Source organism: Paenibacillus sp. FSL R5-0470 (assembly GCF_037975205.1).
Lineage (GTDB): Bacteria > Bacillota > Bacilli > Paenibacillales > Paenibacillaceae > Paenibacillus_AQ.
The window spans coordinates 3,794,818-3,809,438 of sequence record NZ_CP150238.1; the positions used below are offsets into that span (position 1 = coordinate 3,794,818).

The 14,621-nt window shown below is 39.7% G+C and carries 22 protein-coding genes and 2 pseudogenes; 8 read left to right on the forward strand and 16 right to left on the reverse strand.

Annotation, left to right across the window (positions count from 1 at the left end):
* Positions 1–26: 26 nt before the first annotated feature.
* The 5 genes from MKY99_RS16615 to MKY99_RS16635 form a co-directional block, all read right to left on the reverse strand.
* On the reverse strand, positions 27–458 hold the full coding sequence (locus tag MKY99_RS16615) for a FixH family protein (RefSeq protein WP_052404319.1): 432 nt from the start codon (positions 456–458) through the stop codon (positions 27–29).
* A gap of 248 nt (positions 459–706) precedes the next feature.
* A complete protein-coding gene (locus MKY99_RS16620) occupies positions 707–1,492 on the reverse strand; it encodes an HAD-IA family hydrolase (protein ID WP_339265085.1) in 786 nt (261 codons plus the stop codon).
* A 33-nt stretch (positions 1,493–1,525) separates the two neighbouring features.
* Complete coding sequence (locus tag MKY99_RS16625; RefSeq protein WP_042188843.1) at positions 1,526–2,053, reverse strand: hypothetical protein; 528 nt, start codon at positions 2,051–2,053, stop codon at positions 1,526–1,528.
* Between the two features lie 49 nt (positions 2,054–2,102).
* A complete protein-coding gene (locus tag MKY99_RS16630; RefSeq protein WP_042188845.1) occupies positions 2,103–2,312 on the reverse strand; it encodes a DUF896 domain-containing protein in 210 nt (69 codons plus the stop codon).
* Between the two features lie 109 nt (positions 2,313–2,421).
* A complete protein-coding gene (locus tag MKY99_RS16635) occupies positions 2,422–2,835 on the reverse strand; it encodes a LysM peptidoglycan-binding domain-containing protein (protein ID WP_339265088.1) in 414 nt (137 codons plus the stop codon).
* 295 nt (positions 2,836–3,130) lie between these two features.
* On the opposite strand from MKY99_RS16635, the gene lexA reads away from it, so the two are divergent.
* From lexA to MKY99_RS16655, 4 genes are all read left to right on the forward strand, one after another.
* Positions 3,131–3,757 (forward strand): transcriptional repressor LexA, encoded by a 627-nt coding sequence (gene lexA, locus MKY99_RS16640; RefSeq protein WP_042188849.1) that lies wholly within the window; start codon positions 3,131–3,133, stop codon positions 3,755–3,757.
* A gap of 272 nt (positions 3,758–4,029) precedes the next feature.
* Positions 4,030–4,368 carry a L,D-transpeptidase gene (locus MKY99_RS16645; RefSeq protein WP_339265090.1) on the forward strand — a complete coding sequence of 113 codons (339 nt, stop codon included), beginning with the start codon at positions 4,030–4,032 and terminating at the stop codon, positions 4,366–4,368.
* Between the two features lie 149 nt (positions 4,369–4,517).
* Positions 4,518–4,898, forward strand: a complete 381-nt coding sequence (locus MKY99_RS16650) for a hypothetical protein (RefSeq protein WP_042188853.1) — start codon at positions 4,518–4,520, stop codon at positions 4,896–4,898.
* Between the two features lie 235 nt (positions 4,899–5,133).
* Complete coding sequence (locus MKY99_RS16655) at positions 5,134–5,712, forward strand: hypothetical protein (RefSeq protein ID WP_339265092.1); 579 nt, start codon at positions 5,134–5,136, stop codon at positions 5,710–5,712.
* 124 nt (positions 5,713–5,836) lie between these two features.
* On the opposite strand, the gene MKY99_RS16660 is transcribed toward MKY99_RS16655, so the two are convergent.
* The 6 genes from MKY99_RS16660 to MKY99_RS16685 form a co-directional block, all read right to left on the reverse strand.
* Positions 5,837–6,643, reverse strand: a complete 807-nt coding sequence (locus tag MKY99_RS16660; RefSeq protein WP_339265094.1) for an MBL fold metallo-hydrolase — start codon at positions 6,641–6,643, stop codon at positions 5,837–5,839.
* A complete protein-coding gene (locus MKY99_RS16665) occupies positions 6,616–7,116 on the reverse strand; it encodes a cupin domain-containing protein (protein WP_339265096.1) in 501 nt (166 codons plus the stop codon). Before MKY99_RS16665 ends, MKY99_RS16660 begins: the two co-directional genes overlap by 28 nt.
* Positions 7,117–7,249: 133 nt before the next feature.
* Entirely contained in the window at positions 7,250–7,873 is a 624-nt protein-coding gene (locus MKY99_RS16670) for a DUF4352 domain-containing protein (protein WP_339265098.1), read from the reverse strand.
* A 266-nt stretch (positions 7,874–8,139) separates the two neighbouring features.
* Positions 8,140–8,343, reverse strand: a complete 204-nt coding sequence (locus MKY99_RS16675) for a DUF5316 family protein (protein WP_339265100.1) — start codon at positions 8,341–8,343, stop codon at positions 8,140–8,142.
* A 453-nt stretch (positions 8,344–8,796) separates the two neighbouring features.
* The gene (locus tag MKY99_RS16680) at positions 8,797–9,264 is read right to left on the reverse strand and encodes a hypothetical protein (RefSeq protein ID WP_339265102.1); all 468 of its coding nucleotides are present in this window, start codon (positions 9,262–9,264) and stop codon (positions 8,797–8,799) included.
* Positions 9,265–9,304: 40 nt separating this feature from the next.
* Entirely contained in the window at positions 9,305–9,487 is a 183-nt protein-coding gene (locus MKY99_RS16685; RefSeq protein ID WP_339265104.1) for a hypothetical protein, read from the reverse strand.
* Between the two features lie 569 nt (positions 9,488–10,056).
* On the opposite strand from MKY99_RS16685, the gene MKY99_RS16690 reads away from it, so the two are divergent.
* Positions 10,057–10,224 carry a DUF4083 family protein gene (locus tag MKY99_RS16690; protein ID WP_231573285.1) on the forward strand — a complete coding sequence of 56 codons (168 nt, stop codon included), beginning with the start codon at positions 10,057–10,059 and terminating at the stop codon, positions 10,222–10,224.
* A gap of 244 nt (positions 10,225–10,468) precedes the next feature.
* Here the strand turns inward: MKY99_RS16690 and MKY99_RS16695 are convergent.
* Both MKY99_RS16695 and MKY99_RS16700 read right to left on the reverse strand, forming a co-directional pair.
* Positions 10,469–10,534 (reverse strand): annotated as a pseudogene (locus MKY99_RS16695) (hypothetical protein); the annotation flags it as partial.
* A 191-nt stretch (positions 10,535–10,725) separates the two neighbouring features.
* Positions 10,726–11,022: a hypothetical protein gene (locus MKY99_RS16700; protein WP_339265106.1), complete on the reverse strand. Its 297-nt coding sequence runs from the start codon at positions 11,020–11,022 to the stop codon at positions 10,726–10,728.
* A gap of 80 nt (positions 11,023–11,102) precedes the next feature.
* Between MKY99_RS16700 and MKY99_RS16705 the strand changes: the two genes are divergently transcribed.
* Positions 11,103–11,282, forward strand: a complete 180-nt coding sequence (locus MKY99_RS16705) for a hypothetical protein (RefSeq protein ID WP_081382781.1) — start codon at positions 11,103–11,105, stop codon at positions 11,280–11,282.
* Between the two features lie 128 nt (positions 11,283–11,410).
* Here MKY99_RS16705 and MKY99_RS16710 read toward each other — a convergent pair whose 3' ends face one another.
* From MKY99_RS16710 to MKY99_RS16720, 3 genes are all read right to left on the reverse strand, one after another.
* Positions 11,411–11,842 carry a hypothetical protein gene (locus MKY99_RS16710; protein WP_339265108.1) on the reverse strand — a complete coding sequence of 144 codons (432 nt, stop codon included), beginning with the start codon at positions 11,840–11,842 and terminating at the stop codon, positions 11,411–11,413.
* Complete coding sequence (locus MKY99_RS16715; RefSeq protein ID WP_339265109.1) at positions 11,839–12,291, reverse strand: ASCH domain-containing protein; 453 nt, start codon at positions 12,289–12,291, stop codon at positions 11,839–11,841. Before MKY99_RS16715 ends, MKY99_RS16710 begins: the two co-directional genes overlap by 4 nt.
* A 417-nt stretch (positions 12,292–12,708) precedes the next feature.
* Positions 12,709–12,921 carry a hypothetical protein gene (locus tag MKY99_RS16720; protein WP_339265110.1) on the reverse strand — a complete coding sequence of 71 codons (213 nt, stop codon included), beginning with the start codon at positions 12,919–12,921 and terminating at the stop codon, positions 12,709–12,711.
* Between the two features lie 700 nt (positions 12,922–13,621).
* Between MKY99_RS16720 and MKY99_RS16725 the strand changes: the two genes are divergently transcribed.
* On the forward strand, positions 13,622–13,840 hold the full coding sequence (locus tag MKY99_RS16725) for a DUF2642 domain-containing protein (RefSeq protein WP_339265112.1): 219 nt from the start codon (positions 13,622–13,624) through the stop codon (positions 13,838–13,840).
* 526 nt (positions 13,841–14,366) lie between these two features.
* Positions 14,367–14,618, forward strand: a pseudogene (locus tag MKY99_RS16730) (tyrosine-type recombinase/integrase); the annotation flags it as partial.
* Positions 14,619–14,621: the final 3 nt, after the last annotated feature.

A 14,621-nucleotide genomic window follows, 5' to 3' on the forward strand; every position in this document is an offset into this window, starting at 1 on the left:
AATCATAGGAATTGCAATTCTTTTAATTATGGTTTTACAGAGAGTTCTTTATTAGGCATAGAATGCTGAGTTCTAGCAGTTACGTGTGATGTAACGATATATTGTCCTTCTTTCGTTAGTGTTCCCTCTGCTTGATAGATTCCATCACTGACTAGCTTCCCTTTAAATTCAATTTTCTGTTCACTATCATCTTTACTCACAATTTCGAACAGAACCTCTTTCGCATCATCTACTGCCAAGTTGTCTTGCGTCACCACTGCTTCAAAGGTCACCTTCTGATTTACAACAACCTCTTCAGGATTCCAATGTAACTCGACCTTGATAGGTTCCATAGACATGTCCATGTTCATATTCATATTATGTACGCCAGAATGTTTAGTTTGGTCTGATGAACATCCTCCCAATACTAAAAGTGTTGCACCTAATAATAAAGGAACTATTGTTCTTGAAATCTTCATTTAGATTCCTCCCAGTCGAATTGATTACTAAGAATCTACCAATTCATGTTATACATTCTCCATCTATTATACACATTATTATTGGTTTTTCAGTATTTCGCATCAATTCAGTTAAACTCTTGTGACTTAAATCATATACTAATAATTCTCATCTATCATATTAAATATGATGTAGATATAAAAAAGACAGCAAGTCGCCTAGATACCTAGGAACTCACTGCCTTCTTAAAGCTTAAATGAATGAAATTTTATAAAGATTGGACTAATGAAAGAAGCTCTCCAAGATGTTTGATTTCATAATCCGGCTGAATTTCCGGATCTGGCTGTTTGCCTTTTCTATTAATCCAAACTGTAGTCAAACCTGTTGCCAGCCCACCACGAATATCCGTTGTAAGCTTATCTCCGACCATAACTCCTTGCTCAGGTGCAATATCTAAAAGTTCTAGGGCATGCAGAAAAATTTCCTTATCCGGCTTTCCTTTTCCGAAGCTTCCAGAAATCACGATGTGATCAAAGAAAGGAACGATTTCAGGTACGCCATCTAGTTTCTCTTGTTGCAATGCAGGGCATCCATTAGTCAGAAGCAATAGCTTCACTTTTCCCTTCAGTTCTTCAAGCACCTGAATCGTTTCTTCATAGATGTAAGGTCGATTTCTACGCTCTACTGCGAATTTGGCAGCTAATGTCTCAGCAAGAGCTTCGTCCTCTACACCAAGTGCTGCAAGACCACGACGCCATGCCTCTTTACGATATCCCGGTGCAAGCTGCTCCAATTGACGGAATTCCGGCTGTTCACCTGCAGTAAAGTTCCCCCAAAGTGCTTCAAACGGATTAATCCCAATCATCTTTGTAAACGGGTTCGTTTCGTAGGATTCATATAGTCCAATGGCTTCTTTACGCACCGCAAGTTCCAGTTCTTGTGGATCAATCGTATCCCCAGCGGCTTCACATGCAGAACGAAATGCTTCATTAACGCTCCGATCATCCCAGAGCAGTGTATCATCAAGGTCAAATAGTACGGCGGAAATTGGCATTACAGGTCTCCCTCTCCCATGGCTGGTTAATTTCTATTCGTGAACTACTTCAATCTGGTGAGCTTTTGCGAATGCTTCCAGTCGAGTCCCCATTGCATTGGTATCATAACGATTCATAAGTCTGGTAAAAATCCATTTCGTGCGTTTGCCTTTATGCTTAATTACAACAGCTCCACGCGAAAGGATGATTTTCTCAATATCAGAAGCTGGCAGATAACGTTCGCGGTTGAATTTTATAGTAGATAGTCTAGCATTCTCTACCTTCAAGTACGGACGTCGGAAGAACAGAAGTGCCGCTAGTAAGTAGTACAAAACGACTCCTAGCCAGTTCATAAGCATACCATTACCTTTGGCTTGGTCCACTGAACCAATCATCCAAAACATAGTACCAAGCACTAATAACACTACTGGAAATGCAATGTTACGGCCTTTAAAGGTTTCGCTGTTCTTACCAGGAGATTTAGATTTAGATGCGTAAATCGTTTCCTTCCCCTGTTTCTTTCTTTGCTTATTAATTTGCTGCGTGTTGCGTTGAACCATTCTTTCCCAAGAACGGGCCATATGCGTTCCCCCTAGTCATCCAGTAATATCTATGAAAAGGAACAGGGTGTTAATGCTTACGCCCCTTGTTACCTTGTTCATGCTCATCATTATCGACCAATTCAATCGTATTCAATTGTGCTCGGAAGTTATTGCGAATATTCCCCAAATAAATTTCACGAAGCTTGGCGCGTTCCGCCGTTTCCTCTTGATTAAGGCCTACGCTCTTCTGTTTGCGTGCCAATTCGTTAATACGCGCGACCAACTCATCAATATTCAAAACTTTCCCTCCCCTTATAAATTAATTCTAACTCTGCCATGAGAAAAAGAGCTTGTCAAGGTTTACTCCCTGCAAGCTCTTCATGTCCTCTTATTATGTTCTTAGAATATTAATAAATAGGTAAAGTGAGAATATCTCCAGCATTAATCTGACTACCTTTAATGCCATTGGATTTTTTAATTCCTTCTATATATACAGCCGTTTTCATATCAGAAGGTTTATTCTCAAGAGCAATACTCCAAAGTGTATCTCCACGTTCAACCACTACGCGCTTCTCATCCTTCATTAAAGTAGTAGATCCTGCAAATACATTACCTACTACTGTAAGTCCTGATAGTACGAGCACAATGATCAATGTCAGTTTAATAACAAAATCTCTTCGGAACAAACGCATCAAGCCTTCAAGCAAAAGCTCTGTAATTTCTTTAATCTGAGCTGAATAACGGGTAATAGGATTATGTCCTAAAGATTCAACCACTGGGGCTTTATCGTAGATGCTGCGGTATGTACTGTATTTTAACATGAATATCATCCTCCAAACACTTGTTCTTACTTTTGAAATTATAATAACACGAACATGTGTTTTGTTCAATACTATTTTAGAACAATTGTTCTCTTTTTTTCAGAGGTTACTATTTACCATATTCTTCATATAAAGAATCACTCTTATCGTTTAGATGAAGGAAACGCAATCAATACAAGACTACCATTTATTAACTCTTTCGAATTAATATTTATAATAGTTAGAACTTATGTTTGTGCGAACGGTAGTTCTATGTTATAATTTTCCCAAACATTACTATATGGGGTTGATTCCAATGTCAAAGATTTCAAGTCGCCAGCTGGCGATCCTGGAATTTATACGTAGCGAAGTCCGCAGCAAGGGTTATCCTCCTTCCGTCCGGGAGATTGGAGAAGCTGTTGGTCTTGCTTCCAGCTCCACAGTTCACGGTCATTTAGATCGGCTAGAGAAGAAGGGACTTATCCGTCGAGATCCAACGAAGCCTCGTGCGATAGAATTGCTTGGCCAAGAGGATTCCGAGAATGTCCATCATTTCGCGCAAACCGTCGCTCGCATTCCTGTCGTAGGTAAGGTTACCGCCGGGGTTCCTATCACTGCTACTGAGAATATTGAAGACTACTTCCCGCTTCCAACTCACTATGTTGGAGATAACAAAGTATTTATGTTATCGGTTCAAGGTGACAGTATGGTCGAAGCTGGGATTATGAATGGCGACTATGTTATTGTTCGTCAACAACAAACGGCTGATAACGGAGATATCGTTGTAGCTATGACCGAAGAAGATGAAGCAACCGTTAAGACTTTTTATAAAGAACGTGATCATATACGTCTTCAGCCGGAGAATCCGGCGTACGAGCCTCTTCGCCTTAATCGCGTGACCATTCTCGGCAGAGTTATCGGATTATTTCGAGATATCCACTAAGTATGCACTCCTACCAAGCGAAAACGGATACCGTCCTTTAGGACGGTATCCGTTTCTACGAGAAGTATAAGGATAGGGTATATCGTATAATATATACTTTCTTTTATTTTTTAAAAAAAGCTGTTCTGCAAATGCAGAACAGCTTTTTTATTGTTATCAAACTCCATTCATCAATTACAGAACATTTGTTCTCATAGGCTAAAATGACCATTTTTAATGAATAACCGTTTAGGCATCCTCCTCATATCTTAATTAGAAAGGAGTGTTGCACAATGCCAAATTACCGGATTATAGTTGATCTGACGCAGCGTATGCTTTATCTTCTTGATAACGACATTGTGATCAGGGGCTTCCCAGTCGGAATCGGTAAAATGTTAACTCAATCACCACTCGGTGAATTCACAATCATTAACAAACAACCCGATCCAGGTGGTCCATTTGGGGTCTTTTGGATGGGTCTATCTAAGCCTCACTATGGGATACATGGAAATAATGATCCCTCATCCATAGGGCACGAAGTATCCCACGGTTGTATTCGTATGTACAATAAAGATGTGTTAGCACTAGCTGCGATTGTTCCTATTGGAACACGAGTAACGATCAGGAATTAAATCTATCTCTATAGATAAACACGCCTCACTCATGGTTCAATGGAGGGGGCGTGTTTGTATTTATGTATTTTTGATGACCTAATAGGAATTATGTGGTTATATGTCGAATAATGTTAACAGGGTTTCAAATTGAAAGGAAGTGTCTCGTTTTGAACAACTCAAAAATTAGAACCCTCGTCGATTTTAAAGTCGATGCACTTGTTAAACTCTCTGGCTTATTGTTAAATAACGATCAAGCGAGTGGAAAAAAAGTAAATTTACTCACCTCATTCGGCAGTATTCAAGGGACCATCTCCCCTTCCACCTCCAATAAAGAGGATGTTTTTGACTTAAAATCTCTAATGGATGATGTCATTGTAGATGAATACATATCTTATTTAGGTGCGGAACATCCCGATAAAAATTTCAGCTATAACTTTGTAGTCCTTAATGATGTTTCTGTAAGACCCTATACTCACTATGAATCTCCGATCGAATACAAACAGCTAATTGTTTATACCGATCAAATCACAGCCTTCAATTTCTTATGATTTTGACATATTTATTTTAAAAAGCTCTCAACAAAGCACTCCAGCAGTTGCCCCAATTTTGCACTCAGCTCGCAAAATCGGCAGATCTCTGGGTGCTTTCTCTTTTTCTAATCAGTAGTCGTTTCCTAAATTCCCACGATTTTCGCTCTTAACAGATACTAGTAGAGAGAATTCAGGCATATCTTTCAATAAGCAATAAATCTTGCTCTACTGAGATCTTTGGAGGTGTGATTACATGCTGATTTTCTTGATGTATATGTTTGCCATTGTAGGAGGAATCTTAATTCTAAGTGCCGTTATTATAGAATTAAAAAAACTATCTACTTCTTCTGAACTTTCTAAGCTGTTAAACGCAACCTCATCTTTTAATATTATATTCACCAAAACATTCATTCCGCCCAATCAATCGCACTTGATCGCCCTTAATGAACCTTATAAAAAAATAGCAATAGGTACCAGCAATCCGAAAACAAGCAAAAAGGCAATAGCAAAGCTATACTCGTTCGACAATATAATGGGATCAGAGATTGTTGTTAACGCACTAACCCTTTCAAAAGTATCTAAACGACAACAAAACAGCAAATCAACTGCTTCAAGTGCGGATATTAATGTGGTTAATAGCGGTGACGAAGAGGCTGATGTTATCGAGGAACTTACGCTTAAAATATACATGAACAGCAATGAAATACCTGTGTATAGTATTTCCTTCTTGCCAGGCTTACTACCCATTCAACAATCCGATAATCAGTACAAAGAAGCTTACTCCCAAGTCCAACAATTACATGCGTTCTTCAGGTCGATCGTATCCGAATGAATGCCCCCCTTCCGCCTATTATTACTTCACTTTACCTTTCCCAATTAGAAATTTTGAAAACCTTAAGGAAAGACAAAAAAACGGTCCTTTTGGGGGGCCGTTTTCGCTGCATCCAACATTCATTTTAAAATTGCACACTAAATCCGTTAAATTGATGAATGCCCGTACCATGAGCAACAAGATCCCGTTCACGTAATTCACGAACTGCCTTCATAACCTCTTGCAAAATAGCTGGATCTAGACCCAACGTATTATGAGAGCCGAATACTTGAGATACATTTGGAATTTGCGCAATCTTTTCTAAAGAAGCCACTAAATCTGCCGGACTAGTAGAGGGATAAAAAGCATAAATTGGCGTAACATCATACAACAAATCCCCTGTAAACAGATACCCGTTGGTATGATCAAAGATGCTAATATGACCTGGCGAATGACCCGGCGTGTGGTAAATTTCTAATCTACGCCCGCCTAAATCAAGCACTTCTCCCTCTCGCAATAGAGCTGTTGGTTTCCCTTGATAAGGTGTATACGTATTAGGATCAAACGTCTCAGGAACAGGAAGAGTAATATCTCGGCTCATATCTTTTCTGATCTGGGCAAGGGACAAACCTCGTATTCCATTAATCAGCCAATCCTCATCCTCTTTATGAACATAGATCGTCTCAAATTGTCCATGACTGCCTATATGGTCTGCATGCACATGCGTAGTGATGACAGCGATAGGTAAATCCGTTAACTGATCTGTTATTCTTTTTATATTATCGATGCCTAATCCTGTATCAATCAACACCGCTTGTTCTTTTCCTAACAACAAAAAAGAGTGCACCTTTTCCCAATGCCCATATTCACTGATTGCATAAGTAATTGGATCAATTTTCGTGACTGTGAACCATCGATCTTGAATCAAGCGTGATCCTCCATTCCGTTCCATTTCTCCCTTACCTGCTCTTCTCCTTTATAATAGTCCGCTTGTTGATCCGCCTGATAAATTTCTTGATAGGGGAGAATGTTGATTTTACCTGAGTCCGGATATTCGCAAACATCTATGCCTTGGTTCGTTCGGAGATCAAGATACTTGCAAGGGGCATCCGTATGATTATAAAGTTGATGCGCTCCTTCAGGTCCCATTTCAAAAAATAGTACATCACCTTCAGAAACCTCACTAAAACCCTCGGGAGTTCTTAACATCGCTTTTCCCGTCAAAATCACAAATATTTCTTCAGCGTTTCTATGAAAATGATAAGGAAAGGAATACTTATCTGGATCAAGCGATCTTATGTCGAAGACAAGATGTTTAGAATTAGCGATTTCAGCTAACCTCTCACTCGTATGCCAAGCAAACTCAGGGATCGGAGATAACTTTTGTTTAAATGAAACTGTATTTTCATTAAAAATCTTCGCCAAATATAACACCCCTCATCCATTACGCTTTTCTTTCAATATAATCGGTTTGGTACTTTATGTAAATGCAGATTATCAGGTTTAACAATAAAAAAAGCCCCGCCAGCATTGGCGAGACTCTTATATGTGAGATATCCTATTTATTTTGAAGAACGATTTTGATTTCTCCATCAGAACTAAAACTTAAAACCGTAAAATCAGTATTGATTTCAAGTTCTTTCCAATCCTTAGGAAGCTGGTAAGCTAGTTTGCCACGAATTTTCTTTCCTGCAGCTAAAGCGCCGTCCATTGTTCCTACTTGACTATCCAAAGTATGAGCCAAGAGATCTTCATTTATGGAGAAGCTGTCTTGGTATGCATTGAACATTAGCATAGAGCTTACCATATAATCTTTACTGGAAATGTTCTCAAGTATAATTCCGATTTCTACAAATTCATTACCCTCTGATGGTTGTACATAATCATTTCCCTTAGGCTTTTCCAGAGATTCAACTGTAAGCTTAAAATTCTTAGTTGTGATGGTTTGTCCAACTTCAGTTATCATCGTTTCCTTTGGCTCTTCAGTAGGCTTGCTGGTAGGCTTTTCCGTTTCGACCGGTTTCTCTGTTGCTGCAGTATCATCTACCTTTGCCACTGCTGGTTCTGATTTTGATACTGTGGGTTCACTATCATTCCCCTGTGATCCAATCACCCCTATTACAACAAAAACAATAATAAGCCAAAACCACCATTTTTTAAAAAAAGGTTTCTTTGTTTTCAATATTCTACTTCCTCTCAGATAATATCCATTTCCAACTTTTGCTAGGAAAATATACCCATATTATCCTATGAAAGATATACCTTTGCAAGAAAAATATAAAATAATGTCAGATGATAAGAATAATTGTGACTGTTATATTAAATTCCATTTTACTAGAACTATAAATATAAAAAAACTCAACGGCAAAGACATAAAGGGTCTAAAGGTTCTTGTAAAAAGTCATGTATTGCAATCTTTACCACTCTTGAACTTGAGTGTGGTAAAGATCACAACAAATATACTAGTCCAGCTATAGCCAAGGAAAGAACCACTCCTAAAGCAGACCAATTCGCTACTTTGTTTTTAATTTTACGGTCTTCTTTGGATTCCGAATAAAAATTCCCTCTTTGCTGAGTACCTGTCGTAAATCCGCCAACACATATACCAGAGATCACAAAAAAAGCCAGTCCTATATATATGAATATGCGCATATTAGTGCTCCTCCCAGGAAAGCATTGGATATCTATATATAAGATATTCTAACATTATTCTCCACTACTAATTGGAAAAGTTAAAATGATGTATGACGTTTACTCTCTCTTTCTCCGTGAGTTGTGATCTCTTAATCTTTCCTTGCCCACCGCCTGTAGATTCAATCTGCTTGCTTTTGATTCCTGAGTACCAATCGCTTATTATGATTTCCTCGCTTTCGGATTATCAAAGTCTCTTGTTCCTCTCTCAACCCGTGCTATATTAAATATGAGGTGAATTTTATGAACGGTAAGAAAGTTATCATTATTCTTTTATCCATCTCTTTACTGGGTGTGATTGCTTACTTCGGAATAGCTTATGGATTACTTTGGTATATCTTTAATGGGTAAGATCAATGATTACCCGGGCCCCATTTTACTGGAATTATTCGGTCTGACTCGATGGCCTTCGGCCTAATAGTCAAGTTCCATCTCTTCGATCTGCACTTTGTACCTGTCCCAAGTGTCTTCATCCAAGCATTTTTTGTAACTACTCAAGCTATGTGCTTGCCCTTCTATGATGTCATTCAAGTCAATGCAGATTGTTCTCTCAAACATCGTGACTTTCATGCCGCCCACTATCACGCCACATTGCCCGTCAACCTCGATCTTCATTCCTTGATATGCGAAGTCAATTGCACGGCGCTCACAAATCTCCCGGAAGGTCGCTGGATTGGTGAACAAGTCACTGACCTTGAAACCGCCGATCTTCCGGCAGCGCAATTTCTTGACTACTGTACCGAACTTCTCTTCCCACAATCCATCCTGAAGGTATTCCCAAAATGAATACTTAGCCTTCCCAGCAGTTTCACCTTGTACTGTTCGTCTGCACCAAGGATCATCCCATTCGCTCCACTGGACCCATACTTCATAAGTATTCATCGTGTATCGTCTCCTTTGATTGGGGTCTCAGCCCCCTAAATTAATCCAGCGCTGATACTGTACGCTCTATACTTGCAATCAGATTCATGTTCATGAACACTTGTATTCGAATTCCCTTCATATCCCAATTAAATGCCCATGCCTCAGAATCGTTTTGTGTTGCCATTTCTACCTTTCCATGCAGCATGTTAATCAAAACGTATACAATGTCATGCTTATCCATGTGTCTCAGCACCTTTATAAGTTCAGTACAGCCAACTCCATCATTTATATCCTCCTTGTGGGAGAGGAGGGCTATTAACCCATCTCTGTCCCAGTATTTTCGTACCGTGCAGCATGTGGACATCAACCTAAGTTGACATGATATAATACATTTGTTAATAATTATCATTTATTTGAAAGGGGATAAACATGAATAACATAAAGAAGGAAAATCAAAATATTAATAAATGGCTTTCTATTATTTGTCTTATATTAATACCTCTCTCTGTTGGCATCGGAATTGTATTCGATATTTATCGAGATCCAATACAAATTCTGCTTATGGCGTTAGGTTTTATAAGTTTATCTTGGATAAATTGGTCAAAGTATAAAGAGAAATCTAAGTTGTAAATACTTTTGCTTCACAGTATGCGTCTACTGCGTCATAAACTTTGGGTGAGGAGTACTGTAACCTCCTCTATCCATTAATGTCATGTATCTTCGTACTGCGCAGTAAATAACTTCAAATAAGTTCTTTTTTTTAGTTTTAGTTTGTTATAATAAAACAATAACTATTAATGAGGTGTTATCTTGCAATATATTTTTTTAATACCATTGGCATTTGTTTGGGCGATTCCCTTGGTTTTACTGTTAAAAAGAGATTATCTAACTAAAAACAAGGTTTCAGATAAAAATGCTAGCATAGAGAAAAAATTAGACAGAATAATAGAATTGCTTGAAAAAGATAAGGGTGCATAATCACTTTTATCTTTTTTTATGTCGCAGTATGCGTCTACTGTGCCTTTGGGAGAGGAGGGATACTCCTACTCCCTTAATGATCTGGTGCGGCCCCCGCGTTGCTGGGTTTATGCTGTCGGACGATGGCCTTCGCCCCTTAGAACAACGTTAATTGCATATTCTTCAACCGTTCCATTCCGTCTGCAGCATGTCGTTCATCACGCCCTATAGCGATATATTTTCTTCCAGTCCTTGATGCAGCCACAGCCGTTGTACAACTTCCAGCACAATTATCTAGGACGGTTCCCCCAGGGTTGGTGTAGGTGCGTATGAGATATTCGCACTACTCCACTGGTTTTTGATTGGGATGGATTAGTTCAGGATCATCGTTGTTAACTACCGGATAGTACAAGACACTGCGCGGCAATCTCTCAGTCTTTCCAGCCTCGTTTGACCACGGAATTCCATCACCATAACAGATGATTTAAGGTTGTTAGTCGCTGCCTTCATTGGTTTATGTCCCTAACTCATTTGAGCATTATAGGTCGGCAGCCTTTTATATAAGACTAGTATGTTTTCATGAGCTTGCAGCGGCATCAGACCTTTGTTTAAGTGTCCTGTAGCCTTGTTCTTTTCCCATATCCATTCATATTTGAATAATTTCATATTGCTGGCTGCAAGTGCCTTATCAAATGGGACTTTAGCAAATAAGACGATTGCCCCGTTATCCTTAATGATCCGTTCATATGCCTTCCATAGCTGATCAAACGGCAGGATAGAATCCCAAGGGCTCTGCGTTGTGCATATGGTAGATCGCATAGGATCATGTCCACACTCCCCATAATTTGTTAATAGTGATAATGTACTTATAACTAATTAATAATAAGGAGATAGTTAAATTGCATAAAAAGAAATATTTCACCCTTTCACCACCGTTCCTCATTCTAGGGATCATCTTGGCTTTCACTCTTCCATACGATAAAAGGTCTTATGCATTATTAGCAACCATGATGGCATTTTGGATTACTTACTATGTTTGGATTTATATAGAGAAGCTGATACAGAAGAAAAACGAATAACATTTGTTACGCCTTATGTGTCTACTTAACAATACTAAGCGTGATAAATGCCGCCTCTGCCCTCTCTCAGGTGCAAATGTTTGTCTTATCCTTTACCTGTGTCATGACTTGTTGCTCCCTTCCATATTTCACTTCAGAGCATCCGAAGCCATATGATAAAAAGGATTTGGCGCCGCGGATTTAATCTTTTCAAGTGCTTCCTGTAGATCATTTCGCTCAGAAATCAAATCAGAAACATTCATTTCCTCTGCGTTCGCCCACTCGGTCAGGATTTTCATTTGCCCTTGATGTTCATCCAACTCCGCCTGTTGCCGGGTTATGGTCTGCTGTGCCTCTGCTAAATCCCTCTGAACATCTGTGTCAGCCATCATCAACCCATTTATAGCTTCTTTCCAACGCGCGTTCTGTTGTTGTGACTCTTCTAGTGAGTGAATTAAATACGCAATTTCTGCCTTTTCAATCATGAACCACCATGGAAAACCTGCTTTAAAATTTCTCTTTATCTCTTCTATCCATTCTGGTGTCATGCTGGATAAGGGAATTTTTCCCGATTCACTCATAACTGCACTCCTTCCCAGTTCCAAATCTGTTGTTGCCCTTTGGCTGGAATCGGAGCCAGCAGTTGCTTAATGTCTGCCAATTCCCAAGCATAGCGTCCTTGATCAAACCATCCGAAGGAATACTCTTTATCAAGAGTATTGAAGTGAGTTTTTCGAGTGTCTGATTCTAAGGCCATCACTCCGCCCAGCACATCTCGCCGGATTCTGAAGCAATCTTTTAACTCTGAAACAGCTACCACAGCCCCAGTCGGTAAGTTGTCCACTGTATAACCGTTCCGAGCCAATGCTGCTTTAATCTCTGGCACCTCGCAGGCTTCTTTATCAATCTTCTTCCCTGCATGGATAGCGAGTGGTCCTCTGTGCTTTGTGGGACAGCTGCGCGTTTCAAACTTCTTCTCATTGAGAGCTATCAGTGTTGCCCACGGCTGAATGATGGTTATGGACTTCATGGCTTTGCCTCATTTCTTCGTCGTATTTTCGAATAAATTGAAGCAATGTTAATAATGATTTATTTTCCAACCGATAGTAAAAAGAGAATAAATAATACATAAGGAGAATATGAAATGGAATATATACTCATTGGTATTGGAATATATGCACTACGTATACTTGTTCCAATTTTAGTTGCTAGAGTTATGTGGAAAAAGAAATCCGAAATATGGAAGATTGTTATTGCTGTCATACTGACAATTTTCATACCTTGGTTGGGTTTAATTTATCTCGTCATCGATCGTTTAAGGTCACCAAGCATCCCCCGATTATAGTCTCCGCATTTGTCCAACCCCTGCGCTGAGCAACTTGTTTGCATAATTGTTCTTTCAATACATACTGGTTATTTGTCCTCTCCTTTATATGGGAGAGGGTGGTTAACCCTCTACCTTCTTTAGATATTCAGTGGCAAACCCGCCATTAAAACCTTCCAGCAGCACTACCTCTGATCCGCACAAGTCACACGGTTCCGACTTCACCGTCCAAACCTTATCCTTGTATTTTCCCTTCCGAGCTTCGTAGCATGAATGCATGATTACTTTGTCTTCCGGTATCAGTCCTGATTTCTTGAGAGTTGTTTGTTTTGCCATTTCGTTTATCTCTCCTTATGGGCTATGCCCTCAGAATAAAGTTCCTTGTTGTACATCGGCCTGCAGCTGGTTCACTGCTTCTTCATAACTCATCCCAGTAAGCTGCAGGCGTAGGATTTCAACATGTTCCTGAATCATCCCTTTCGTCTACCTTAACCAAGGAATTCCGGATTTCTCAAGCCACTCAATCATTTCACCAGCCCGGATCTGTGCTCCGAGTATTGTAATCTCTCCTCCATTGAAGCAGTTGCTTTTCAGCTCCCTTGTATATCCCGTTCAAAATCAGCGATAATTTCAAGGTTGTAGTCGATAGGGAACAGAATCTGCAGCTTATTCATCCGTTAGCGTATTTCCTGCCGCACTCACAACGGTATTTATCCCATGTTTCCATGTCTTTTCCCTCCCTGGGACTAACGAAACTTGCTTTGCTGTTGCTTTTGGATTTGCATTCCACAACATGCATTAGGTATTGGTTTAGGAATTGTTTTTGGTGTTGCCTTGCCTCAGACAGGTAAACCCAAAACTCCTAAAGATAAATGAGGTTCCGCTACTGGGGCTATCCCGATTAATGGCTTACCCTTATTTTGAAAATGGGTTACTGCCCAGTACATTGGCTAGGCATCAGCATAGGATGACGTATAACCAATTGGGAGGTAATATGTTGAACTATCCAATGAACCAAATGAATTCAATGCATCAAATGCACCAAATGCCACAACCCATCGTGGTATACCCTGTTGATCCATATGTTGTAGAAACCTTAAAATCTGTTATTGGAAAACAAGTTGTGTTAGAAACTACTCGTGGTGGAGTCAGCGGATGTGTAGTTGATGTCAAACCAGACCATGTTGTGTTAGATACTAGAGGTAGAAAGTTCTTTGTCCGGATATGTGAGATTGTTTGGATCATGCCTGAGTAATTTTCTATTCCAGAGGGGCTGTGAAAACAGCTCTTTTTTTCATATCTTTTTGCCTCTTGTAGCTACTGTTCAGCATTCCTGATAACCAATAATGCAATAACTTCGTTGTTATACGAATCTTATAATCTTCAAATCGATCATTCGGATGATAAGACCCCTGTGCAGCATAGCCATTAAGAGCACCAGTAAACATTGCAGTGAAGTTCTTTAGATCATTAGTCCAAACGACTCAAGCAATCTAATCGCGGAAATTCCCCTCTATCTGCCGTACCCTTTCCTGGTTTGTGTTCAGCGAATATCTTTTGCTTCAAAGGAGATATTTCCTTCTTCACCTTCTTACGGGTGGTATTGCGTTTCGCACATGAAGATAAGCAATAGGTTGTTCTGTAGCTTCCACATGAACTTTAAGTTCCGCACATCGATATTTCGGTGGAATTGCCCAGTCTTTCGGACGTTCCGGACGCCATCCGGGTCCACCTGTGATATAAAGTGGCTTAATACATGCCGCGGCTTCGTCACGGGTTAGCCGAAATCCTTTCTATTCAATTCTTTTTTGCGAATTTTGAAACGTATTGGTCTCCCAGCGATGCCGATCCATTCTCTTCGTCACACTCATGCTGTCCTTTTACTTGAGGCTGGTAACGATATGAAGTACGTACAAGAACGTTTAGGTCACGGTAGTATGAGAATCACAGCGGACACATACACACATATTTCAAAGAAAATAAATGAAAGCAGTATGGAGAAATTTGAAGCTCATATGAGAAGTATCCTTTAATGA